The sequence below is a fragment of the Agathobacter rectalis ATCC 33656 genome, assembly GCF_000020605.1.
Taxonomy (GTDB): Bacteria; Bacillota; Clostridia; order Lachnospirales; family Lachnospiraceae; genus Roseburia; species Roseburia rectalis.
This window is the reverse complement of the sequence record NC_012781.1, coordinates 2443473-2469680: the sequence shown is the minus strand read 5'-3', so window position 1 is coordinate 2469680 and position 26208 is coordinate 2443473. Positions and strand designations below refer to the sequence as shown.

The following is a 26208-nucleotide window of genomic DNA, read 5'->3' as shown; positions in this document are numbered from 1 at the left end:
AATATGTTAAAACATTTGAATGAAAAAAATTCTGTGACTATATACAGTGTCACTGATCCATGTTTTGAAACCTACGGAAGGGTGATTTCAAATATCAATTGCAACGAACTTATCTCATTTATGGAACAAAATACTGTAATTCCTGAGAAAGGAAATATATATGTGGCTTCAGTAGAAGAGCTTGAACGTACACATATAGCAGAGTTTTTTAAAAATCGTATATATGGAGAGATGCCTATACAGATAGGCTACTGTAATGGCAGAAACACCACATACAATGGTTTTGAGTACCATAAGGGCAGCGAAATCAATATAGCGGTAACTGACTTTATGCTGGTGCTGGGACATACCTGGGAGATAAAAGACAATACATACCGTATTGAAGATGCAAAGGTATTTTTTGTGGAAAAGGGTACAGCAATAGAGATGTACCAGACGACACTTCATCTATCACCATGCAGGGTGTCAGATATTGGATTTAAGGATGTTGTGATTCTTCCAAGGGGAACCAATACACCACTCAATAATGGAGGGACAGATGAAACTGCTATAGGAGAAGAGAGACTGCTTTTGCAAAGAAATAAGTGGGTAATAGCACATCCCGATAGAGAACCATTGATAAAACAAGGGGCATATCCTGGATTGCTTGGAGAGAATAAGGAACTTTATTATTAAAAAAACCACGTGACCGAAAGACTGAATACTGGACATATTACTGTACTTTCGGTTGCGTGGGAAATAATTTTCAGAAAAAGTATATCATGTGAGAGATTGAATGTGAATAGTTAGTTTCAACAAATCGATGTATATTTTTTCTATTAAATTGGAGGATTTTATGGAGCATTTAGTATTTACTTTGGTGACATTTGTGCTTTTCACAGCACTGGTTGGAATTATTTCAGGAAAGATAGTGAAGAATAGCGATGACCAGAAAACGGCAAAGGGTTATTTCCTTGCCGGAAATGGACTTGGAGGTTTTTTCATTGCAGGCTCAATGCTGCTTACGAATCTGTCGGCAGAAAATCTGGTAGGTTTGTCGGGACAGTCATATGCAGCTAATATGTCAGGCATGGCATGGGAAGCAACAGCGGTTATAGCCACAATTATTATGGCTTTTGTGTTTTTGCCGATGTATCTTAGAAAAGGATATACAACGCTGCCGGAGTTTATGGAGGAGAGGTATGGCGTTGGTGTACGCCGTATGGTTTCTATCCTATTTCTTATTGGATATTTAGTAATCGGAATTCCTGTATGTCTGTACGCAGGCGCTATAGCATTTGAGCAGATTTTTGATTTTGCTACAGTATTTGGAATCAGCGAGGGTATGGCACTTACAATTCTTATAGTGCTTGTAGGTATTATTGGTGCACTATATGCCGTACTTGGAGGTATGAGAGCAGTAGCTGTATCAGACACAATCAATGGAATTTTACTTGTTTTAGGCTCAGTGCTTGTAGTCGTATTTGGTTTTATAGCTGTTGGAAAATTAAGCGGAGGTGGATTTATTGTCGGTGTGAAGGATGTTATTACATATGAACCGGCAAAGCTCAATGCGATTGGTGGAAAGAATGATCCTGTACCATTTGCATGTATTTTTACAGGTATGCTGCTTGCAAATCTGTTTTACTGGGGTACTAACCAAGTACTTATTCAGAGAGCACTTGGTGCTGAAAACTTAAAGGAAGGACAAAAGGGAGTTTTACTTTCAGGCTTTTTAAAGATGATGGTACCGTTACTTCTTGTTATTCCCGGAGTAATCGCAGCAAGACTTGTACCAGGTCTTACAAGCAAGGATTTTGCATATCCTTCACTTGTAGCTAGGTCATTGCCATGGCCGGTTGTAGGACTGTTTTGTGCAGCATTGTTTGGATCAATTATCTCAACTTATAATTCATTTCTCAATGCAGCTAGTACCGTATTTATGATTGATATTTATAAGCCGATTTTTAACCCAAATCTCTCAGAGGAAGCTACAGTAAAACTTGCAAAGAAAATTGGATGGGGCTTTGCAGCATTTGCCATTATCTTTACACCATTCCTTGATGTGCTTAGCACAGGACTTTATGATTTCGGACGAAGCTTTACAGGTTTTTATAATATTCCTATCATTACAATGGTGCTTGTAGGAATGTTCTCAAAGAAGGGCTCTAAGCTTGGAGCAATATGTGCAACAATATTCCATATTGCATTTTACGCATGCTACAAGTTTATCTTCCCACATATTGATACACCATTCACAAATGCTGTTAGTGGAATTAATTATATGTATATATACGCTATCTCATTTGTTATCATGCTTGTAATCATCTTTGTATGCAGCAAGATTGCACCAAATACAAAGGTATTTGACAAGAGTGCTTCAAGAAATGATGGCTATGATATGACAGCATGGAAGCATAAAAATGCTTTTGCAATCTGGCTTGTTTCATTCCTGGTATATGAGTATTTCATTTTCTCGCCTGCAGGAATTGCAACAGAGAACAAAAATGTAGTAAGAATTGCTATTGTAACAGCAATATTTGTGATTGAGACAATTGTTCTGATTGTGAAAGAGATGAACAAGCGTAAAAAGACAGCTTAGGGAGGTTATTAAATGCAGATTAAAGTAAATGATAATGAATTTCAGCTTTTTGTGGGAGAAAAAAGGATTCTGGAGCATAGCAAAGAAAGACCGATGATTTATGTCGGAGTAGGACAGGAAGATGTTGATATGTACAGAGGTAACTTCAAGATAACAGATTATGTTACCGAGCGTTTTCCACTAAAGCTCACAGATGTGATTCAGACAGCTGATACAGTCAGACTATGCTTTGAAAGCTATATCATTGCGAAAATTAAATGTGACGAAAATCTGTGTACCATTGATTTTGAACAAAAGGATGACAGGATTAACCGATTCTGGTTTAGGGTAGCCGCGGATAAAGAGGAAAAATGCTATGGCTGCGGTGAGCAGATGTCTTACTTTAATCTGCGTGGAAGAAATTTTCCTATCTGGACATCTGAACCAGGTGTCGGACGTGATAAGACAACTTACGTTACATGGCGTTCGGATGTAGAAAATAAAGCTGGAGGAGACTATTACAACACAAATTATCCACAGCCAACCTTTGTTTCCACAAATAAATATTATCTGCATGTGGATTCAACAGCATATGCTGATTTTGATTTCAGAAATGACAGCTTTCATGAGCTGCAGATATGGGAGGTGCCTAAGCAGATCCGCATAGAGTGTGCTGATACATATCTCAAACTGCTTGAGAGAATCACAACATATTTTGGAAGACAGCCAAAGCTCCCGGATTGGGTATACAATGGTCTCATAATCGGTGTTCAGGGTGGAAATGAAAGGTCATTTGGATTGCTTGATAAGACCCTTGATAGGAACATCAAGGTAGCTGGCATATGGTGCCAGGATTGGTGCGGAAAGAGAGTGACATCATTCGGAAAGAGACTCCAATGGGACTGGAAATACCACAAGGAAATGTATCCGGATCTGCCAAAGAAGATTAAAGAGATAAATGCAAAGGGCATAAAATTTTTGGGATATGTTAATCCATATCTGGTAAATGATGGTGAGCTCTATAAGGAAGGCAAGGAAAAAGGCTATTTTGCAACAAAGGCAGATGGCAGTGATTATCTCGTGGATTTTGGTGAATTTTATTGTGGAGTTGTGGATCTCACAAATCCGGAGGCATTCGAGTGGTTTAAGGATATTATTAAAGAATACACACTTGGTATAGGCATTGATGGCTGGATGGCAGACTTTGGAGAGTATCTGCCTACAGATGATATATGCTTATACAGCGGTAAATCACCTATGATTGAGCACAATCACTGGCCGGTGCTATGGGCAAAGTGTAACTATGAGGCAGTAAAAGAGTCAGGAAAGCTTGGAGATGTGGTTTACTTCATGCGTGCCGGAGGTGCAGGAAGCCAGAAATACTGCACATTGCTGTGGGCCGGCGATCAGTCTGTTGACTTTACAATACATGATGGACTCGCATCTGTTATCTGCGGAGCACTTAGTGCAGGAATGATGGGATGTGGGCTCACGCATAGTGATATTGGAGGCTATACATCGCTTTTTGATAATACTCGTACAAAGGAGCTGTTTCTCAGATGGGCTGAGATGGCGATGTTTACACCATTTATGAGGACACATGAGGGAAACAGACCGGATACCAATTTTCAGTATTACGATGATGAGGATACCATGGAGCGGCTGGCGAGACTCGTTGATGTATACACGATGCTTGCACCGTATACAAAGACACTTGTTGAAGAGAATGCAGACAGTGGACATCCGGTGCAAAGACCTTTGTTCATGCATTATGAGTCTGATGCGAAAGCTTATGACATACAGTATGAGTATCTTTTTGGAAGAGATATGCTGATAGCACCTGTTTATGAGCAGGATAAGCATGAATGGGATGTGTATCTGCCACAGGATGAATGGGTACATTTGTGGACAGGCGAAGAGTATCACGGCGGAGAAATAACAGTATCAGCCGAGCTTGGCTATACACCTGCCTTCTACAGAAAAAATAGTGAGTTTGCTGATATATTTGAAGAAATCAGAGAAAAATATGGAGTCAAATAAATGAACACTGTTTTATTTTACATAATAATTTTTCTGACAAATGTGATTCAGGGCATTACAGGCTTTGCGGGGACCATCCTCGCAATGCCTCCTAGCCTAATTCTGGTGGGATATGATGTCGCTAAGCCGATATTAAATGTACTTGGTATTCTTGCCGGAGTGTATGTCTTTGTTACACAATGGAAACATGTAGACTGGAAGCAGTTGAAAAAGGTAGTCATCGTCATGGCTATAGGAATCTTTGGCGGCTTTTTTCTAAAGAACGCACTTGCAGGATATGATGCAGTATTATACAAGTTTCTGGGTATTTTTGTGATATTTCTTGCAATACATGGGTTTTACAGCATATATGGGCAAAGGCAGCGTGATACAAAAGAAAAATCATCATGGAAATCAATGCTGTTACTTATTGGTGCGGGAATAGTTCATGGTATGTTTGTGTCAGGCGGACCGCTTCTGATAGGGTATTTATCCAATGAGATAAAGGAAAAGACAAGCTTTAGAGCAACTATTTCTACTGTTTGGATTATATTAAATTCGATGATACTTGTTCAGGATATATGCGCGGGAATGTGGAATGCAGGGCTTGTTATGACTCAATGCATATCGATTCCGTTTTTGATAGCGGGAATGGCAGCAGGCTCAGTGCTTGTAAAGAGGATGAGCCAGGAAATATTTATGAAGCTCACCTACATATTACTTTTTATATCAGGAATACTGCTTATGGTTAAGTAGTTTTTGAAAATTTTATTGGAGGTAAAATATATGACAAAATTTCAGGTGGCATATGTGCCGGTCGGGGTTCCGACATTTCATTTGGAGAGCGCACAGAAGGAATTTGAAAAATCAATAGACTTATTAAATACAATAACGGATGCTGCAATTGTACCGGATAAAATGCTTTTATCAATTCAGGATTTAACTAATTTTCTTGATACAATAGAGCCATCCCTGATAATTTTACAGAATATAACCTTTGCAAATGCAGCTTATGCGAGTGAGGTTCTTAAAAGATTTTCGTGTCCGGTATTGCTTTGGACACTTCGTGAGCCGGTTATAGATGGAGGCCGGTTGAGATTAAATTCATTGACGGGAGCATATTCGGCAGGAAATGCACTGGCTGCGTTTAGGGATGGTAACTTTGAATATATCTTTGGAGCTCCACAGGAGGAGAGGACAAAGAAAACAATTAGTGCCTGTATTCGTGCAGCATGGCTTAAAAATGAGCTTAAAAATCTAAGGATTGCCTCAGTCGGACATACACCTCAGGGATTTGGATTTGGACGTGCAATGGATGCTGACATGCAAAAGGTATTCGGAGCAACACTTGAGTCAATTGAGGTGAGAGAGCTTATTGATATGGCAAAGGGATATACTGATGATGAGTGCAGTGAATATCTCGATAAAATGACTAAGTGTACTGTTGGTCTTGACAAGACTCCTGACAATAATCGAAAGGATTTTGCGAGACTGTGCAAGGCCTATAAGGAGTATGTAGATGAAAATAATATTGGAGCACTTTCTTCAAGATGTTGGCCTGATTTCTTTACCGCGTTTGGAACACCTGTTTGTGGCGTGCTTGCTATGCTAAATGATATGGGGGTTGCTGCAAGCTGCGAGGCTGATACATATGGAGCACTCTCTATGTATATGGGAATGAAATTATCTGAGCAGGCTGTATTTTTCGGAGATCCGGTGTCTCTTGATGAGAGTGAAAATACAATTACATTCTGGCATTGCGGAACAGCTGCATGCTCTATCGCAAGAGAGGACACAGGTGCAACAATCGGAGTGCATCCGAACAGAAAGATTGGCCCTGTAATGGACTTTGGCTGTAAGGCGGCTGACAAAGTCACAGTGTTCAGAGTAGGACAAAAAGCAGATGGAAGCTTTAGATTTTTTGTCACAACAGGAAGTGCTCTCGACAAGCCTAAGCAGTTTTGCGGAACATCAATTGTAGTCAGGACAGACAAAAATAGCTATGATATTGTAAATCAAAGTGTAAAGGATGGTTGGGAGCCTCATTTTGTGGTGATTTACGGAGATTGTTCAGATGAGTTAAAGGTTTTAGGACATATGCTTGAAATCGAAGTCTGTGAGTACTGATTTTATGGAAATAGCTTAAATATCATGCTATAATAATAGTAGTATTTAGGTACCGAATAATTGGTTGGAGGATTTTTACATGGCAAAGTATATTATGGCATTAGATGCGGGCACGACCAGCAACAGATGTATACTTTTCAATGAGAAGGGCGAGATGTGCAGCGTGGCACAGAAGGAATTTACGCAGTTTTTCCCGAAGCCAGGCTGGGTGGAGCACGATGCAGAGGAAATCTGGGCCACACAGCTTGAGGTGGCAAAGGAGGCAATGGCAAATATACAGGCTACGGCAGCCGACATATGTGCGATAGGCATTACTAACCAGAGAGAGACCACGATTGTGTGGGACAAAAATACGGGAGAGCCGGTTTATCACGCAATAGTATGGCAGTGCAGGCGCACGGCAGAGTATGCGGATTCACTGAAGGAAAAGGGGCTTACCGAGACCTTCAGGAAAAAGACAGGTCTTGTGATAGATGCTTATTTTTCGGCAACTAAGCTCAAGTGGCTCCTTGACAATGTGCCGGGAGCAAGGGAGAGAGCCGAAAGAGGCGAGCTTTTGTTTGGAACAGTCGAGACATGGCTTATATGGAAGCTCACTCAGGGGCAGGTGCATGTTACGGATTATTCCAATGCATCAAGAACCATGATGTTTAATATCAATACCTTAAAGTGGGATGATGAGATACTTAAGGAGCTTGACATACCAAAGAGCATGCTTCCAAAGCCTATGCCGTCAAGCTGTGTGTATGGTGAGGTGAATCCGGTGTACTTCGGGGGACCGATTCCTATCGCGGGAGCGGCAGGAGACCAGCAGGCAGCGCTTTTTGGTCAGACCTGCTTTAGGGCAGGAGAAGCCAAAAATACATACGGTACAGGTTGTTTTCTGCTGATGAATACAGGTGAGATGCCTGTTTCATCAAAGAACGGACTTGTTACCACAATAGCCTGGGGCATAGACGGCAAGGTGGTATATGCGCTGGAGGGCTCAATATTTGTGGCAGGAGCCTCAATACAGTGGCTCCGCGATGAGATGAAATTTATCGATTCCTCAACTGATTCAGAGTACATGGCGAGAAAGGTAAAGGATACAAACGGCTGTTATGTGGTGCCGGCATTTACAGGGCTTGGGGCACCGTACTGGGATCAGTATGCGAGAGGAACTATTGTGGGTCTTACGAGAGGTGTAAACAAGTACCATGTCATAAGGGCCACTCTGGAATCAATGGCATTTCAGGTAAATGATGTGCTTGAGGCAATGAAGGCTGATTCGGGCATCAATCTCACATCGCTTAAGGTGGACGGCGGCGCCAGTGCCAACAATCTGCTCATGCAGATGCAGGCTGATATCAGCAATGCACCGGTCAATAGGCCTGTGTGTGTGGAGACAACAGCCATGGGCGCAGCGTACCTCGCAGGGCTTGCAGTGGGCTATTGGGACAGCATGGATGATATAAAGAGAAACTGGGCTATTGACCGTGTGTTTGAGCCGGAGATAGCGGATGATATGAGAGAAAAGAAGCGTAAAATGTGGAAAAAGGCTGTCGCCTGCGCATTTAACTGGGCGAAGGATGACTGAAAGTAAAAATATATATGGAAATTGGTAGGAGAAAATAACATGTATGATGTAGTAATTATAGGAGCGGGAGTATCGGGAAGCGCCTGTGCAAGAGAGCTATCGAAATATAACCTGTCCATCTGCGTAGTGGAAAAGGAGGAGGACGTGTGCTGTGGCACCTCAAAGGCCAACAGTGCTATTGTCCATTCCGGAATTGACTGTAAGACCGGTACACTTATGGCACAGATGAATATCCGTGGAAATGAGATGATGGACGAGCTTTCGAAGCAGCTTGATTTTGAGTTCAGAAGAAACGGCTCGCTGATAGTGTGCTTTAGCGAGGACGATATGCCAAGGCTTAAGGAGCTTTACAATCAGGGAATCGCAAATGGCGTGCCGGGACTTGAAATTCTTGATTCAAAGAAAGCACATGAGATGGAGCCGAATCTGTCTGATGAGGTGGTGGCAGCTATTTACTGCCCGACAGGAGGCATTGTATGTCCGTTTGGCATGAATATTGCATTTGCTGAGAATGCTGCGGCAAACGGTGTGGAGTTTTTATTTAACACCGAGGTGAAGGAGATACAAAAGGAGCAGACAGGCTATATTCTCATTACTCAAAATGGAGAAATTCATGCACGCTGCGTTGTAAATGCAGCTGGTGTATATGCTGATGTATTTCACAACATGGTGAGTGAAAACAAAATCCATATCACACCAAGGCGCGGAGAGTACGAGCTATTAGACAGGGCAGCTGGTGGTATCGTTGACAAGACAATCTTCCAGCTTCCGGGAAAATACGGCAAGGGCGTGCTTGTAACCCCGACAGTACACGGAAATATCCTAATCGGACCTACAGCAGATGATCATGATGACAAGGATGGTACAAATACAACAAGAGCGGGCTTAGCGCATGTTACGACATCCGGCACACGTTCGGTGCCGTCACTTCCTATGCGTCAGGTCATCACATCGTTTGCAGGAAACCGTGCACATGAGGACGGACATGAGTTTATCATCGAGGAGCTTAAAGATGCACCATTTTTTGTGGACTGTGCAGGTATAGAGTCACCGGGCTTATCAAGTGCACCGGCTATCGGTGAGAGAGTGGCAGCAATAGTTGAGAGGCTTTTTAAGCCTTCTAAAAATGCGGACTTTATCGAGACAAGAAAAGGTATTTTAAATCCAAAGAAGCTTTCAGAGGATGAGTATAAAGAGCTGATAAAAGAAAAGCCTGAGTATGGTAACATAATCTGCCGCTGTGAGATGATTACGGAGGGCGAGATAATGGATGCGGTAAACAGACCGTTAGGCGCAAAGTCGCTTGATGGTGTGAAGAGACGCACCAGAGCCGGAATGGGCAGGTGCCAGGCAGGCTTCTGTTCTCCGAGAACTATGGAGATTATCGCCAGGGAGAGAGGCGTTTCGCAGCTTGACATCACTAAAAGCGGTGGAAAGTCAAAGATAGTTGTTGGAATGAGCAAGAATCGCGGATAGTCTGTCTTACTTCAAAGAGACAGGTAACGAAAGATTGATATTGGGTTAATATCAGATTAACATAGGGGGACAATATGGAATTTTACGATATTGTGATAGTAGGAGGCGGCCCGGCAGGTCTTGCGGCAGCAGCTTCCGCTAAGAAAAATAAAATAGATAAAATACTTATACTGGAAAGAGACTGCGAGCTTGGCGGCATATTAAACCAGTGTATACACAATGGCTTTGGCCTGCACACCTTTAAGGAGGAACTCACAGGTCCTGAATATGCCGGCAGATTTATCAAAGAGGTCAAAGAGCTTGGCATAGAGTACAGACTGAATACGATGGTCATGGATATCTCAACCGGTGACGAGTCCGAAAATGGGTCAAACGATAAAATAGTCACGGCTATGAACCGTACAGACGGACTTTTCCATATCGCTGCAAAGACAGTAATACTTGCGATGGGCTGCAGGGAGAGAGCAAGAGGTGCCCTAAACATACCAGGCTACAGACCGGCAGGAATTTTCTCGGCGGGTACAGCTCAGAGACTGGTGAATATAGAGGGATACATGCCGGGACGAAAGGTAGTAATACTTGGCTCAGGAGATATCGGTCTTATCATGGCAAGAAGAATGACCTTGGAGGGTGCCAAGGTGCAGGTGGTTGCAGAACTCATGCCGTATTCAGGAGGCTTGAAGCGTAATATTGTGCAGTGCCTTGATGATTTTAATATCCCGCTTAAGCTTAGCCACACAGTGGTTGATATAAAGGGCAGGGAGCGTGTGGAGGGCATCACTCTCGCTCAGGTTGACGAGCATAACAAGCCTATTGAGGGAACAGAGGAGTTTTACGAGTGCGATACGCTTTTACTCTCATGCGGACTCATTCCGGAAAATGAGATTTCAAAAACAGCAGGTGTAGAGCTCAATCCTGTAACAAGCGGACCTGTTGTAAACGAAAGCCTTGAGACCAATGTGCCGGGTGTATTTGCCTGTGGAAATGTGCTTCATGTGCACGACCTCGTGGATTATGTGTCAGAGGAAGCAACAGCAGCAGGCCGCCATGCCGCAGAGTATGTGAAAAACGGCGGTGATAAGAGTTGCGATGGCAAAGAAATATCGATAACTGCTACAGGCGGAGTCAGATATACTGTCCCAAGCACTATAAATACTGCACAGATGGATGATACTGTGACGGTAAGATTTCGAGTGGGAGCTGTGTATAAGAATTGTTATATTGCAGTATATCTGGATGATAAACAATTACAGCACCGCAAGCGCCCTGTAATGGCACCGGGTGAGATGGAGCAGGTAGTGCTGCAGAAGAAGCAGCTCATCGAAACAGACAATCCCTGCACAATTACGATAAAGATTGAGGAGGCATAGTATCATGGAAGAGAGAAATTTGACATGTATAGGCTGCCCTCTGGGCTGTGCCCTTAAGGTGACAATAGACGGAGAAAATGTCACAGTAACCGGAAATACCTGCAAGCGCGGAGCAGACTACGGAGCAAATGAAGTGACACATCCGACGCGAATCGTGACAAGCACAGTCTGTGTGAAAAACGGCACAATACCTATGGTATCCGTAAAGACGGCACAGGATATTCCAAAGGAAAAGATAATGGATGTGATGGACTGTATCAACCGGATCACGGTAGAGGCACCGGTGCATATAGGTGATGTACTGCTAAGTGATGCTGCTGCAACCGGTGTGGATATAGTTGCAACAAAGAATGTTGAAGCATAAATAAGTAGCATGAATTAATGGTTAAAACCGGAATTTCCCTTGATAGTGTAAAAAACAATAATAAATCTCAGATACTTAAGATACTGCAGAAAAACGGCGCAATGTCAAGGAAGGATATTGCCAATCAGATAGGACTCACACCGGCGGCTGTGACCATGCTGTGCAATGATATGATGGAAGCTCACATGATACTTGAAAAGGGTGAGATGAAGGAGCAGAAGAGAGCGGGCCGTAAGAAGGTGCTTGTGGATATCAATTATGATTTTAAGTATATAGTATCTGTAAATATTGAGGCTGTAGACACGAGCATTACAGTTACCAATATCAGGGGAAATGTGCTTGTTGAAACTAAGGTACATACCCGGACGGACATTGAACCACAGCTGTTTTTAGAAGAACTGGCAAAGGAAATAAAGCTTCAGCTTTGGGAAAAGGAACTTAAGCTGTCAGATATTCTTGGAATCGGAATATGTGTTCCGGGAATAGTTGACAGGAATAATGGCATCAGTATACACGCTTATGGCATATGGAACAATCAAGTAAAAATAAGAGAAATACTTGAAAAACAGATTCAGTGTCCGGTAATACTTGAAAACAACGTCAAAGCATTTGCGGAAGCCGAAATGCTTTATGGTGTCGGAAAATATGGAAACAATATTGTTTTTATTAAGTGGGGCCCGGGTGTCGGCTCTGCGATAGTTGTGGACAATAAGCTATATGAGGGCAATCAGCACAACGCAGCAGAAATAGGACACTACATCATAGAGCCTGATGGACTTAAGTGCAGATGTGGCAGACAGGGCTGTCTTGAAACAAGAGTATCCATGTTTGCCCTGTGTGACCGCATAAAGGAGATATATTCCAAGGAAAATACCCCTGTGCTATACGAAGAAACAGCCGGTGATAAAAATCTTATAACAAGAGAGCTCTTGACTTCGTGGGTAGAAAATGAGGGCAACGGCTACATAACAAGGATGGATAAGACAATTTCTGAGATACTTGTTGGAGCAATAGAACGAATGGCACGTGTCGCTGTAAATGTGTTGACTATTCTGGCTCCGGATTGCACGATAGTGTTTGGTTCAATGTTTGAAAATACAAGTATATATAAGCTTTTTATACAGTACTGCACAAAATATGATGAAAACTATACTGACAAGCTTATCAGCCGTTCACACTTGAGCGATAAGATGGCATATATAGGCGGAACAGCACTTATAGCGAGCACTTATTTCTTTGAAAGTAAAAATTTATAATAAAGAAAAAATGAAGAAATCTTATTGATATTTTCTTTATTGTTGCATATACTATAAGTAAGAAAGGAGTGTTGTATATGTCACAGTCAGTTAATGTTAATTTTAAATTGGATGCAGATGTAAAAAAAAGCATGGAACAGGTGTGTTCGGAATTAGGTCTTTCTATGAGTGCAGCGTTCACCGTTTTTGCAAAAAAAGTAGGCAGAGAAAAGCGTATTCCTTTTGAGGTATCGGTAGATCCGTTTTATTCTGATAGCAATATCCGTTATTTGGAAAATATCGTGCGCGATATTAAGGATGGCAAAGCTCACTTCGCAGAGCATGATTTGATAGAGGAGGACTAATGAGGTTACTATGGGAAGATAGGGCATGGAGCGATTATTTATACTGGCAGACGCAGGATAAGAAAACACTGAAAAGAATTAATGGACTTATCAAGGATATTCAGCGAAGTACGTTTGAGGGTATAGGTAAACCGGAACCATTAAAGGAAAATCTTAGTGGTATGTGGAGCAGACGCATTGATGACACTAATCGAATTGTTTATTATGAAAAAGATGAGATAATTTATATTGTTTCATGTAAAGGTCATTATGATGATTGAAAAATCATATTGACAAATCACCCAATGCACTTTAATATTGTAGAAAGAAACAGGCAAATATTTAAAGGCATAAGAAAGAGGAGTACATGACGAAAGCTTTCAGAGAGAGCATCCGGTCCGTAAGATGGTGATACATTTTGGGCAGGCTGAAAGATGCTTAAGACAGAAATCATGGAAGGTAGCTTTTGAGCCGAAGAACCCAGAAAGCCGCAAGCGGCATAAGTTCTTCCGATTCGTCCACGTTACAGGACAAGAGGCATTCGAGTTTATATGCATATATATGCTCCGATGTAAACGAAGGTGGTACAGCGCTAATTCGCCCTTCCGGTCAATGATCGGGAGGGTCTTTTTATGTACCCAGACCGGAAGATTGCGCATGCAATCCAATCGGTCGCCCATAGCTAAATGAAAAGAAAAACAGCAAAAGCTCACAGCCTGAATTATCAGGCCGCGCATTATGTATGGAATTATGTGATTTATGGAGCTGCCTAGAGACTGTTAAAATTATGTACACAGCCCAGCAACGCACGCACATGGACGTGCGGGCGAGGCGTTAGCGCCATGGACGGCGCTAAAAGCCGGTTGCGTCATGGCCTAAGCAATCCCTAATCATAATTTTTACAGTGTCTTGGCAGCGTAATCATGAACATAATTCCATACATAATGCGCGACCTGACACAACAAAGCCCCCAAAGCTTTTGCGTCATTCATATAAAAGGAGGAAAACATGAGCAAAGAACTAAACAAAACCTACGATCCAAAGGACATCGAGGACCGTCTTTACAAAAAGTGGGAAGACAATGGCTACTTCCATGCTGAGGTAGACCGCAGCAAAAAACCATTCACAATCGTGATGCCACCACCAAACATCACAGGACAGCTGCACATGGGACATGCCCTTGACAACACCATGCAGGATATCCTTATCAGATACAAGAGAATGCAGGGCTACAATGCACTCTGGCAGCCGGGAACAGACCACGCATCCATCGCAACAGAGGTAAAGGTCATCCAGGCACTTAAAGAGCAGGGAATCAACAAGGCAGACCTTACAAGAGAAGAGTTCCTGGAGAAATGCTGGGACTGGAGAAAAGAGTACGGCGGACGTATCGTAAAGCAGCTTCGTAAGCTTGGATCATCAGCAGACTGGCAGCGTGAGAGATTTACCATGGATGAGGGATGCTCACACGCAGTACAGGAGGTATTTACAAAGCTTTATAAGAAGGGCTGGATTTATAAGGGCTCAAGAATCGTAAACTGGTGTCCGGTATGTAAGACATCTATTTCAGATGCAGAGGTAGAGCATGAGGAGCAGGACGGCTTCTTCTGGCACATCAACTATCCTGTAGTTGGCGAGGAAGGCAGATTCGTAGAGATAGCAACAACACGTCCTGAGACACTTTTCGGAGATACAGCCGTAGCTGTAAACCCTGATGATGAGCGTTATCAGGATATCATCGGAAAGACCTTAAAGCTTCCATGCACAGACAGAGAGATTCCTGTAATCGCAGATTCATACGTAGATAAAGAGTTTGGAACAGGCTGTGTAAAGATTACACCTGCACACGACCCTAACGATTTCGAGGTAGGAAAACGCCACAGCTTAGAGGAAATCGTTGTAATCAATGATGATGCCACAATGAATGAAAAGGCCGGAAAATATGCCGGAATGGACAGATATGAGTGCAGAAAGGCACTGGTTGAGGATCTTAAGGAGCAGGGCCTTTTAGTAAAGGTTGTACCACACTCACACAATGTAGGTGTGCATGACCGCTGTCACACAACAGTTGAGCCAATGATCAAGCAGCAGTGGTTCGTCAAGATGGACGAGATGATCAAGCCTGCAGTTGAGGGAGTAAAGAACGGAGAAATCAAGCTCCTTCCTTCAAGAATGGACAAGACATACTTCAACTGGACAGACAATATCCGCGACTGGTGCATCAGCCGTCAGCTCTGGTGGGGACACAGAATACCTGCATGGTACTGTGATGACTGTGGAGAGATGGTAGTTTCAATAGAAAAGCCTGGCAAATGTCCTAAGTGTGGCAAGGAGCACTGGACACAGGATCCTGATACACTTGATACATGGTTCTCATCAGCGCTCTGGCCATTCTCAACACTCGGCTGGCCTGAAAAGACAGAGGATCTGGATTATTTCTATCCAAACGATGTGCTTGTAACAGGCTACGATATCATTTTCTTCTGGGTAATCAGAATGATTTTCTCAGGCTATGAGCAGATGGGCAAGGCACCATTCCACACAGTGCTTTTCCACGGACTCGTAAGAGATTCACAGGGCCGCAAGATGAGTAAATCACTCGGAAACGGAATTGATCCTCTTGAGGTTATTGACAAGTATGGTGCAGATGCGCTTCGTCTGACACTTATCACAGGAAATGCACCGGGAAATGATATGCGTTTCTACTGGGAGAGAGTTGAGGCTTCAAGAAACTTCGCCAACAAGGTATGGAATGCATCAAGATTTATCATGATGAACCTTGAAGGTGTAGAGCTTAGAGAACCAAAGCTTGATGAGCTTCATGCAGCAGACAAGTGGATTCTTTCAAGGGTAAATACACTTGCAAAGGATGCAACAGAAAACATGGACAAGTTCGAGCTTGGAATTGCAGTACAAAAGGTATACGACTTCATCTGGGACGAGTTCTGTGACTGGTATATCGAGATTGCAAAGGTTCGTACCTACAAGAAGGATGAAAACCCGGAGTCAGCAAATGCAGCACTCTGGACACTTAAGACAGTACTTGTAAATGCACTGAAGCTCCTTCATCCATATATGCCGTTTATCACAGAGGAAATCTTCTGCACACTTCAGTCAGACGAGGAGACCATCATGCTCTCTAAATGGCCTGAGTACAAGGAAGAGTGGAATTTCCCGGCTGAGGAAGCAGCAATCGAGCACTGCAAGGACCTCGTAAAGGGTATCAGAAATGTCCGTACACAGATGGATGTTCCACCTTCAAGAAAGGCAAAGCTTTTCATCACAAGTGATGATGAGGCAGTCAGAAAGGTATTCGAGGACAACAAGGAGGTATATGTAAATCTTGCATTTACCAGCGAGATTGCAGTACAGCAGGGCAAGGCCGGTATTGGAGATGACGCTGTATCAGTAGTGATACCTGATGCGGTTGCATACCTGCCGCTTGAGGACCTTGTTGATTTCGAGAAGGAAAAGGAAAGACTCAATAAAGAAAAGGATAAGCTCACAAAGGAGCTTGCGCGCTCAAGGGGCATGCTCTCAAATGAGAAATTCTTAAACAATGCAAAGCCTGAAAAGGTTCAGGAGGAAAAGGATAAGCTTGCAAAGTATGAGCAGATGATGGCTCAGGTAGAGGAACGTCTGGCTCAGTTTAAATAATTAAATACAGATTATATTTTGTGAACACTGTTTTCCTGGGGCAAGGATGCAAAGGAGGCCGTCCACAATGCGGTGGTTCTTGAATAGAATAGAACAAAGAAAGAATATGGAGATAAAATAGAAAGGAATAAACAATGAATGTAAATCCTATAACAAGATTGGATTATCCGGATCCGGACGTGATCCGCGTAGAAGACACCTATTATATGGTATCCACAACCATGCACTTTATGCCGGGCTGTGAGATTCTGCAGTCTTTTGATCTGGTGCACTGGGAGCATGTGACTTATGTCTATGAGACGTTGGATCATACGGATGCGCAGCAACTGAAAAGCGGTCATAATATTTACGGACAGGGCATGTGGGCAGCTTCCCTGCGTTATCATGAAGGCCGATTTTATATTTGCTTTGTGGCAAATGATACCCGTAAGACTTATTTGTATACTTCGGAAAAAATAGATGGTCCATGGAAAAAGCAGCTGATAGAAGGCTTTTATCATGACGGCTCTTTATTATTTGATGAGGATGGCAGAAACTATATTGTATATGGAAATGATGAAATCTGGATTACAGAATTGAATGAAGATTTGACTGCACCAAAGAAGGACGGATTACATCGTCTTTTAGTCAGTGATCATAAGAACCCGGAGCTAGGCTATGAGGGTTCTCATATTCAAAAAATAAACGGCTATTATTATATTTTTCTGGTTCATTCCCTGAGAGACCGCTGGATGCGGACGGAAGCATGCTTTTACAGTGATTCTCTGGAAGGAGAATTCACTGGTGGAGATGTACTTTGTGATGATCGTGGATATTGTGGACAGGGCGTGGCACAGGGAGGAATAGTGGATACGCCGGATGGAAAGTGGTATGCAATGCTGTTTCAGGATTCCGGAGCAGTTGGACGGATTCCTATTCTGCTTCCGGTTACCTGGAAGGATCATTTTCCGGTTTTTGGACAGAACGGACATGTGCCGGAAGAAATAGAGGTTCACAGTACCAGACCAGGATATATTTATCAGCCATTAGTGGGAAGTGATGATTTCTGTAATGGGCTGCTTCCGCGCTGGCAGTTTAATCATGATCCAGATCCACGGTATTATCATCTGGATGCATCGCAGGGAACCTATACAATTACAACACGGGAAGTTTGTACAGAGCTTACACAGGCAGTAAATACGCTTACGCAAAGGATGAGTTATCCGTCCTGCGCAGCTGAGGTTACTGTTGATGCTTCTGCATTGAAAGAGGGCGATGTCGCAGGTTTGTGTGCGTTGCAGGGCTGTTATGCTGCAGTTGGCATTACAAAACATCATGGAAAATATGAAGTCCTTATGCTGGATAAAAAAGAAGATGGTATATTGGATATGACGGAAGGAACTGTTGTTGAATCACACCAGATGGATTTTCGTCTTGAAGCAGATTTCTGTAACATGAAGGATGAAGCACGCTGCTATTACCGGGTAAATAAGGGAGACTGGCTACCCATCGGAACCGTGCATAAGCTGTACTTCAAACTGGATCATTTTACTGGTTGCCGGTTTGGTCTGTTCTGCTATGCGGCAGAGGAAACAGGAGGAAGTGCCTGCTTCCGGGATTTTAAGTATTATGATGTTGATGAAATCTCATAAAGATAGAACTGCATAAAATAAGTGTCGGAATTTACTCAAATTCTGTAAAAGATTCAGATTGCAGAAAAATCCGGGCATAGTATCAATGAATGATATTGCCCGGATTTTTTATATTTAGTGGCTTTTCTTAAAATTTAAATGATGATATAATGAGTGAAAGTGAGAATAATACATAAATGCATTTATTAAAGAAATAGCAGGATAGTTATACTTTAGCAGGAACAAAAAGGCCGATATATAGTGAGGAAAAAATATGGATGATACCGGTATAAAGAGAGAGCCAGTTATCAGAATAAGCAACGACAGGATGGAGGCATTTATCATGCTGCCCACTGTTGAAGAAGAATACCACTATACAGTGGATGAGGTGCTTGAAGCTGTAAACCGCAATGGTGTGATATACGGCATCAATTGCGAGACCATTTCAGATATGGTAGAAAAAAGACTTATGGGCAGGGAAGTGCTTTTTGCAAAGGGAAAGCCGGCTGTTGACGGGGCTGATGGATACTTTGATTTTTACTTCGACAGTGACTTGAACCACCGCCCAACGGTTAAGAGTGATGGCTCAGTGGATTACTGGAGTGTGCACTCGGTTGAGGTGGTCAAAAAAGGCCAGACGATTGCAAACTATTGTGAGCCTGTTGCAGGTGAGGATGGTATTGATGTGCTTGGCAGGGTAATTGCCGCAAAGAAAGGCAAGGGACTGCCACCGCTTGTGGGGCGTGGCTTTGACAAATCTGTCGATGGACTTACATATACAGCTGCTATCGATGGCAAAATTGAAAGGCACAAGAATCGAATTATTATTCTTCCTATTCTTGAAATAAACGGTGATGTGGATGTGGGAACAGGAAATATAGATTTTGTCGGGGACGTGGTCATACATGGCAGTGTGAAGACCGGAGCCAGAATAAGGGCTGCAAAGTCCATCACGATAGATGGTGTTTGCGAGGGCTGTGTGCTTGAGGCCGGCAATGACCTGATTCTAAGGAATGGCATGATTGGTATGGGAAAGGCCCGGATTATTGTAAAGGGCAATCTGTTTGCCAAGTTCATGGAGTATACTGATGTGGAGGTAGATGGCTTTGTGGAGGCTGATTCTGCAATCAACTGCAATGTGGTCAGCAATGATAAGGTAATCTTCAATGGTGGACATGCAAGCATAGTCGGTGGAAAAGTATATGGCTGTGCAGGCATTGAGGTGCAAAACCTGGGTAATGATGCCTTTATCAAGACTGAGGTGCATGTGGGCGTGCATAAAAAGATTAAGATAAAGATAGCAGAGCTTGAAAAGCTTGTTGATCAAAAGCAGATGCTGCTTAACAATATCAATGCAGGCATAAAGCAGATAGAACAGATGATGGGCAGTGCCGCTGACGGTATGAATCTTGAGGAAAAGAAGCTTGCGCTTGTCAGGGCAAAAATTGAGAAAACAGCAGAGCTTACCGAAGATAAGGAGGAGCTGGAGCGGCTTAAGGGCATAGTGGAGCGCTCGACAGGCGCGACAGTACAGGTTTTGGAGCATGTATATCCAAATGTCGAGGTGTGTATTAACAACTCAAAGCTCGTCACCAAGGAGGAATTCGACAAGATTGAGTTCAAGGAGAAGGACAAGGCAGTCGTGATGCTGTCGATGAAATAAAAAAATTGCGATATTTTTATTAAATCTTAATGGAAATATACTTGCATAAAGGGGTTACTTTATTATAATATATAGTGACCCTTTTTTGATGGGATTATTTAGCAGGTAATTATGGAGGCAGGATTATGATAAATTTTGATGAAGAAATAAAGAACTATGAGCCAAGTCTAGAGATAGAGGAGGCTGAATCTGCGATTTACAGCCACGATCTGACAGATGTCACAGATATCATTGCACAGTTATTACGTGAGCAGGACAAAAGGCAGGGTGAATTAAGATGATTTGTTATAAATGCGGACAAGATGCAGGCTGGAACGATAAATGCCCTGTATGTGGGGCTGATCTTTCACTTTTTAAAAGAGCTATTAGAATATCCAACTCATACTACAATGATGGTTTACAAAAGGCACAGGTGAGAAATCTGTCCGGAGCGATTATCTCTCTCAGGCAGAGTCTTAAGTTTTATAAGTACAATATCCAGGCAAGGAATCTGTTAGGTCTCATATACTATGAGATGGGTGAGATGGTTGACGCCTTAAGTGAGTGGGTCATCAGTGCAAACTATCAGCCTGATGATAATCTGGCAAAGAAGTATATAGATCAGATTCATAATAACAGAAATCAGCTCGAAACAATCAATCAGACCATTAAAAAATATAATCAGGCTTTAACTTATTGCAAGCAGGACAGTAAGGACCTTGCGGTTATACAGCTTCGAAAGGTGTTATCCTTAAATCCAAAGCTTGTAAAGGGACATCAGCTTTTGGCTCTTTTATATCTGGAGGAGGGGCATCTGGATAAGGCAAAGAAAGCCTTACGCGATGCAGGCAAGATAGATACAGACAATACCACTACCCTCAGATACTTAAAAGAAGTGAACAGGCGTCTCAAGGAAAAAGGAACTGAGAGGAAAAAGAAAAATGATGATTTAATTTCCTACCAGAGTGGAAACGAAACAATCATTATGCCAAAGCGATTCAGGGAGAGCTCAATGTGGGCAAATATACTCTATATTATAATCGGTCTGGTAGTCGGAGTGGCGGTTACGTGCTTCCTTGTGGTTCCGGGCATAAAAAGCCAGGCGAAAACAGATGCAAAGAAGCAGCTATTATCGGCCAATGATACGATTTCCACAAATGGGCAGACCATCAGTGGACTTAATGATCAGATAGACAAGCTAAAGAAGGAGCTTGAGGACGAGAAGAAGAAAAATGATGGAGTATCAGACCAGATTTCCACATATGAGGCTTTGCTCAATGCCTATGTATACTATACAACCAATGATGTAATAAAGGCAGGAGAAGCACTTGAAAATATCAACACAAGCTACCTGAGTGACTCGGCTAAGCAGACATATGATACGCTCAATGGTTCAATTGCAGATTCATATAAGGAAGCACTGTACAGTCAGGCATACTCATCATACAGCAGTGGCGATTATCAGAGTGCAATCCCTACATTCCAGAAGCTTGTCGGCATGGATGAGGCATACAGGGATGGTTCAGCTGCATATTACCTGGCGCAGTCGTTCAGGAAGTCAGGTGACTTAGCATCTGCAAAGCCATATTATCAGTATGTGGTAGACAACTACGCAGGCACTGAGAAGGCCAGAACATCAAAGAATTATCTGGCACAGGAACAGCAGTAAAACAACTGCTGCGAGGCAATAATTAAATATAGAATTACGAAAGACACCAGATAATCTCCGGTGTCTTTTTTATATGAGCAGGAAAGGAAGAGTGTGACATGATAGAAAATTATATCAAGGAAGCAGACCGGGTGACATACCTTATGCCAAAGGAGGTGGATCACCACTGCGCCGGGCAGATAATCGCAGAGCTTGATGCACTTATAGAGGGCTGTGGTGTCAGAAAAATAGTATTTGACATGAAACAGACAGAATTTATGGACAGCTCCGGCATTGGGGTGATAATAGGAAGAACAAAGAAACTTAAGTACTTTAATGACAGCTCGGTGTCAGTTTGCAATATGTCGGACAGAGTGGACAAGCTTTTGAAATGTGCCGGCATTTACACTATTGTACATAAGCTTTAAAACTGAATTAAATTAAAATATAATCAGACAGAAAGGGAGCATAATGAACGCAGCAAAAACAAATCATATATCGCTTAGCTTTGATGCAATTTCAGAGAATGAGGCATTTGCGAGAATGACAGCAGCCATGTTTATGGCACAATTAAACCCCACACTAGATGACGTGGAGGACGTAAAGACAGCAGTGTCAGAGGCGGTGACAAACGCAATTATCCATGGCTATGAGATGGGGGATGACAATATTTCATCCGGTCAGGCAGATCACCAGGCAGCAGAAGAAAAAAGTTGTCCACAGGTACATATGAATTGCAGCTACATAGGCAGGGAGCTTTACATAGAAATATCAGATAGCGGAGTAGGCATACAGGATGTGGCAAAAGCAATGGAACCGTTATACACATCCAAACCACAGCTTGACAGATCAGGCATGGGTTTTTCATTCATGGAAGCATTTATGGACGCGCTGACAGTTACATCAGAACCGGGACACGGAACAACAGTAAAGATGAAAAAAGTACTATGAAGAGTGACAAAATCAGCAGACTTGTCACAGAAAATATAAACCTGATTTATTTAGTTATGAAACGCTTTAGAAACAGAGGCGTTGACCGGGAGGATTTATTTCAGATAGGAGCAGTTGGGCTGACAAAGGCAGCGCAGCGATTTGATGAAAGTAAGGGCTTTGCCTTTTCTACATACGCAGTACCGTTGATAATAGGGGAAATACAGCGCTTTCTACGTGATGACGGAATGGTGCATATCAGTCGAAAAATACTGGATGATGCAAGAAAAATTGCAATTATCAGAGAAAAATACAGAATGAATGAAAATAGTGAAATATCACTTGAAAAAATGGAAATTATTTCCGGTATGTCAAAACAGGATATAATAATTGCCATGGAAGCTGATAAAAATGCATCGTCAATAGAAAATGAAAGTGTGCTTGATTATTTGGACAATAAAATGAGCGCAGAAGCATCAGACAAGCCATCGGAGACAGATAAAGTGATAAATCACATCGCAATGCAGCAGGCGTTTAACTCACTGGATGATAGCGAGCGCAGACTGATTATGCTCCGCTATATGCAGGATAAGACACAGAAGCAGGTGGCAGAAGTGCTTGGACGCAACCAGGTGGCCATATCACGAATGGAGAAGAATACATTGGAGAAGCTTCGCAGGGCGATGATGTGAGTGGGAAGCAGTGGAGGTTTTGAGCTTCCCACGTGCAGGCTGAGAGGATGCCGGGGGGCATGTAGTATATTCTTCAGAAAATTATGAAGTCAGCCCCGAGCCCATGTACGGATAGATTGTGGATATGCCGGGGCATTTTTGTTATTAGGGAATATGGAACCTCGTGGCAGTTCATAATTTTCTTCAGAACACACTGCATGCCCTCCGGCGAATAAAGTGTGTCAAGTGGGAAGCATCGTAGGATGGGAGCTTCCCACATAAAGGCTGAGAGCACCGTGCCGTCCGAACCGCAGGTGAGGACCAGCACATTATATCTCAGCGTAAGTGGCGTAAGCCGGTGGTGGGGGCAGGCGGTGCTGTCGGGTGGGCGAATAGCGCAGCTGTTTAGTGTCTGTAGAATTATGCTGTAAAGCACAGAAATGCCGAGGCACGGACGCCGAGGCAAGGAGAAATCGAGCCATGGAAGGCGAGTTTCGACGGTTTCGTCGGGCATAGAAAACCTGCGGGCATAATTCGTACAGACACTTAACAGCGAAGCGTAGCCCGCACGACAGCACCGTCTGCCCCCACCACCGGCTTATGCTACGTACTATTGAAACTATTGGAAACTATTGAAAAAAGAAAACTACTTGCACCCAAGCCGCAAAGCATATTACAATGGGTGGTAAGGAATATAATAGGATTGTCGAAAGGAGAAAAGCATGAAACTTCCACTCACATATGATAACTATATATTTGACCTCTACGGTACGCTCGTGGATATTCACACAGACGAGAGTGACACTGCAATCTGGGAAAAGCTCGCCATGTTCTATGGCTATTACGGAGCACTGTATGAGGCAAAGGAGCTTAAGGAGCGCTATGAGACACTTGTAAAGAGCAGCGAGGCAGAGCTGAAGAAGAAAATTGAAAAGTCTGATGCAGATGCGCGGTTTGCCATCTCATATGCCCATGAAGCATCACCGGAGATACATATAGAGGATGTATTTGAAAAGCTTTATGAGGAAAAGGGCGTGAATCCGACAAAGGAGCTTCCAGTGCATACAGGCCAGTTTTTCAGGGTGATGAGCACCGAATACGTAAAGCTTTATCCGGGCACAAAGGAGATGCTTAAGGAACTTAAGAATGCGGGTAAGAATGTATATCTGCTTTCAAATGCGCAGCGTATATTTACAGCCTATGAGATGAGAAGACTTGATATCTTTGATTTGTTTGATGACGTATTTATCTCATCTGATTATAATACCAAAAAGCCTGATATCAGATTTTATAAGGAGCTGATAAATAAGTATGATATTGACGTATCAAAATCGCTTTTTATAGGAAATGATTCGACTACCGATATCAAGGGTGCAAAGGAATGCCGGATGGATGCCTTTTATGTGAAATCGAATATTTCACCAAAGGATGATATGGCTCATGATGCAGACTATATTATAGATAATTTTACCAACTGGTAATGCATTATTGTTTATAAAAATGTAAATATTACATAAAAAACATATATAAATTAAAATCTTTTTATAAACGGTTGCAAATAAAAAATAATGGTGTAAAATGAACTAGATTTGAATTAGTTTATTTTTTAACAAAGTAGAGGTGAAAAGAATGTCAAACACATTATTAATGTTGTGTATCCCATTTGCGGGCTTATTGCTGTGCATAGCAGTTATGCCGCTTGTGAAGCCTGAATGGTGGGAGAAGCATCAAGCTCATGCAGTTATCTTATGGTCACTGCTTTTTGCCATTCCGTTCGCGCTGTTCTATGGAGCACCAAAAGCCGTAGAGACGGTACTGGAGTGTCTGATAGGTGACTATCTGACCTTTATCGTGTTGCTCTTTGGACTGTTCTGCGTAGCCGGAAATATCAAGCTGGAGGGAAGTCTGGTCGGCAACCCAAAGGTAAACGTTATCATGCTTGCTGTTGGAACTTTTTTTTCAAGCTGTATAGGAACTACAGGAGCCAGTATGCTCTTTGTAAGGCCGATTATACAGATGAACTCATGGAGAAAAAACAAGCGTCACATCATGGTATTTTTCATTTTTCTTGTGTCAAATATCGGAGGATGTCTTACACCTATCGGAGATCCGCCACTGCTCATGGGATTTTCAAGAGGAGTATCGTTCTTCTGGAGCATGAGGCTGTTTCCGGTTCTCGTATTAAATATGATACTGCTTCTTACCATATTTTATCATTTGGACAAGAAGGCCTACCAGAAGGATATCACTAAGGGACTTATGCCTGAGGTGAAGGAAAATGAGCCCCTCATCAGGATAAAGGGTGCCCACAACTTTTTATATATCGTAATGATTGTCATAGCTGTTATACTAAGCGGTGTGCTTCCTAAGCTTTCTGCATTCCAGAACGCTGCAGGAGAGGTTATCGGTATTCCGATATTCAAGGAGGTTACACTCACTGTGCCTGCAATTATTGAGATTGCTATTATTCTGCTTGCAGCCCTGCTTTCCTTCAAGACAACACCGAAGGAGGTTCGTGTGCAGAACCATTTCACATGGGGAGCAATTCAGGAGGTTGCGGTGCTTTTTATCGGAATCTTCATCACAATGCAGCCTGCTCTTATGGTATTAAAGAGTGCAGGTTCAGGTCTTGGAATCACAGAGCCGTTTGAGATGTTCTGGGCAACAGGAGCACTTTCAAGCTTCCTCGACAATACACCGACATATCTGGTTTTCCTTACTACAGCGGGAGCCATGCACTTTACTACAGGTGTCGCAACCACACTGGGAGTGGTGCCGGTCAAGATGCTTATGGCAATTTCGTGTGGCGCTGTATTTATGGGAGCCAACACATATATTGGAAATGCACCGAACTTTATGGTCAAGTCATTATCAGACGAAAACGGTATCAACATGCCATCGTTCTTTGGTTACATATGGTGGTCATTGCGTTATCTGATACCTGTTTTCATCATAGATATGATCATATTCTTTTTATAG

22 protein-coding genes are annotated in these 26208 nt (G+C 42.7%); all 22 read left to right on the top strand.

The annotated features are described in order from the left end of the window. Window positions 1-3 precede the first annotated feature (3 nt). The 22 genes from EUBREC_RS11680 (at window position 4) to EUBREC_RS11580 (ending at window position 26208) form a co-directional block, all read left to right on the top strand. Window positions 4-675 (top strand): DUF4867 family protein, encoded by a 672-nt coding sequence (locus EUBREC_RS11680; RefSeq protein WP_012743414.1) that lies wholly within the window; start codon window positions 4-6, stop codon window positions 673-675. Window positions 676-835: 160 nt separating this feature from the next. Beyond that, on the top strand, window positions 836-2581 hold the full coding sequence (locus tag EUBREC_RS11675; RefSeq protein ID WP_041254176.1) for a solute:sodium symporter family transporter: 1746 nt from the start codon (window positions 836-838) through the stop codon (window positions 2579-2581). Between the two features lie 12 nt (window positions 2582-2593). Continuing rightward, on the top strand, window positions 2594-4600 hold the full coding sequence (locus tag EUBREC_RS11670; RefSeq protein ID WP_012743412.1) for an alpha-glucosidase: 2007 nt from the start codon (window positions 2594-2596) through the stop codon (window positions 4598-4600). Next, window positions 4601-5335 (top strand): sulfite exporter TauE/SafE family protein, encoded by a 735-nt coding sequence (locus tag EUBREC_RS11665; protein ID WP_012743411.1) that lies wholly within the window; start codon window positions 4601-4603, stop codon window positions 5333-5335. A gap of 30 nt (window positions 5336-5365) precedes the next feature. After that, on the top strand, window positions 5366-6706 hold the full coding sequence (locus tag EUBREC_RS11660) for a fucose isomerase (protein WP_012743410.1): 1341 nt from the start codon (window positions 5366-5368) through the stop codon (window positions 6704-6706). A 79-nt stretch (window positions 6707-6785) separates the two neighbouring features. After that, window positions 6786-8282: a glycerol kinase GlpK gene (glpK, locus tag EUBREC_RS11655; RefSeq protein ID WP_012743409.1), complete on the top strand. Its 1497-nt coding sequence runs from the start codon at window positions 6786-6788 to the stop codon at window positions 8280-8282. A 39-nt stretch (window positions 8283-8321) separates the two neighbouring features. Further along, window positions 8322-9758: an NAD(P)/FAD-dependent oxidoreductase gene (locus EUBREC_RS11650; RefSeq protein WP_012743408.1), complete on the top strand. Its 1437-nt coding sequence runs from the start codon at window positions 8322-8324 to the stop codon at window positions 9756-9758. A 74-nt stretch (window positions 9759-9832) separates the two neighbouring features. Then, window positions 9833-11128 carry an NAD(P)/FAD-dependent oxidoreductase gene (locus EUBREC_RS11645; protein WP_012743407.1) on the top strand — a complete coding sequence of 432 codons (1296 nt, stop codon included), beginning with the start codon at window positions 9833-9835 and terminating at the stop codon, window positions 11126-11128. A gap of 4 nt (window positions 11129-11132) precedes the next feature. Further along, window positions 11133-11492: a DUF1667 domain-containing protein gene (locus tag EUBREC_RS11640; RefSeq protein ID WP_012743406.1), complete on the top strand. Its 360-nt coding sequence runs from the start codon at window positions 11133-11135 to the stop codon at window positions 11490-11492. 17 nt (window positions 11493-11509) lie between these two features. Then, complete coding sequence (locus EUBREC_RS11635) at window positions 11510-12748, top strand: ROK family transcriptional regulator (protein WP_012743405.1); 1239 nt, start codon at window positions 11510-11512, stop codon at window positions 12746-12748. A 77-nt stretch (window positions 12749-12825) separates the two neighbouring features. Continuing rightward, complete coding sequence (locus tag EUBREC_RS11630) at window positions 12826-13092, top strand: type II toxin-antitoxin system RelB/DinJ family antitoxin (RefSeq protein WP_012743404.1); 267 nt, start codon at window positions 12826-12828, stop codon at window positions 13090-13092. After that, window positions 13092-13352 carry a Txe/YoeB family addiction module toxin gene (locus tag EUBREC_RS11625; RefSeq protein WP_012743403.1) on the top strand — a complete coding sequence of 87 codons (261 nt, stop codon included), beginning with the start codon at window positions 13092-13094 and terminating at the stop codon, window positions 13350-13352. Before EUBREC_RS11630 ends, EUBREC_RS11625 begins: the two co-directional genes overlap by 1 nt. 727 nt (window positions 13353-14079) lie before the next feature. Then, window positions 14080-16728 carry a valine--tRNA ligase gene (locus EUBREC_RS11620; RefSeq protein WP_012743400.1) on the top strand — a complete coding sequence of 883 codons (2649 nt, stop codon included), beginning with the start codon at window positions 14080-14082 and terminating at the stop codon, window positions 16726-16728. Window positions 16729-16862: 134 nt separating this feature from the next. Then, window positions 16863-18359, top strand: coding sequence for a glycoside hydrolase family 43 protein (locus EUBREC_RS11615; RefSeq protein WP_012743398.1), 1497 nt, complete (start codon window positions 16863-16865; stop codon window positions 18357-18359). A 253-nt stretch (window positions 18360-18612) separates the two neighbouring features. Next, window positions 18613-20001, top strand: coding sequence for a FapA family protein (locus tag EUBREC_RS11610; protein ID WP_012743397.1), 1389 nt, complete (start codon window positions 18613-18615; stop codon window positions 19999-20001). Between the two features lie 125 nt (window positions 20002-20126). Continuing rightward, complete coding sequence (locus tag EUBREC_RS17760; RefSeq protein ID WP_012743396.1) at window positions 20127-20282, top strand: hypothetical protein; 156 nt, start codon at window positions 20127-20129, stop codon at window positions 20280-20282. Next, the gene (locus tag EUBREC_RS11605; protein WP_012743395.1) at window positions 20279-21649 is read left to right on the top strand and encodes a tetratricopeptide repeat protein; all 1371 of its coding nucleotides are present in this window, start codon (window positions 20279-20281) and stop codon (window positions 21647-21649) included. The genes EUBREC_RS17760 and EUBREC_RS11605 overlap by 4 nt, the downstream gene beginning before the upstream one ends. A gap of 98 nt (window positions 21650-21747) precedes the next feature. Next, window positions 21748-22056: an anti-sigma factor antagonist gene (locus EUBREC_RS11600; protein ID WP_012743394.1), complete on the top strand. Its 309-nt coding sequence runs from the start codon at window positions 21748-21750 to the stop codon at window positions 22054-22056. Window positions 22057-22099: 43 nt separating this feature from the next. Next, window positions 22100-22579, top strand: a complete 480-nt coding sequence (locus EUBREC_RS11595; protein WP_012743393.1) for an ATP-binding protein — start codon at window positions 22100-22102, stop codon at window positions 22577-22579. Further along, on the top strand, window positions 22576-23250 hold the full coding sequence (locus EUBREC_RS11590) for a sigma-70 family RNA polymerase sigma factor (protein ID WP_012743392.1): 675 nt from the start codon (window positions 22576-22578) through the stop codon (window positions 23248-23250). The genes EUBREC_RS11595 and EUBREC_RS11590 overlap by 4 nt, the downstream gene beginning before the upstream one ends. Window positions 23251-23951: 701 nt before the next feature. Beyond that, window positions 23952-24710 (top strand): HAD family hydrolase, encoded by a 759-nt coding sequence (locus EUBREC_RS11585; RefSeq protein WP_012743390.1) that lies wholly within the window; start codon window positions 23952-23954, stop codon window positions 24708-24710. Between the two features lie 148 nt (window positions 24711-24858). Beyond that, window positions 24859-26208: a sodium:proton antiporter gene (locus tag EUBREC_RS11580; RefSeq protein WP_015517281.1), complete on the top strand. Its 1350-nt coding sequence runs from the start codon at window positions 24859-24861 to the stop codon at window positions 26206-26208.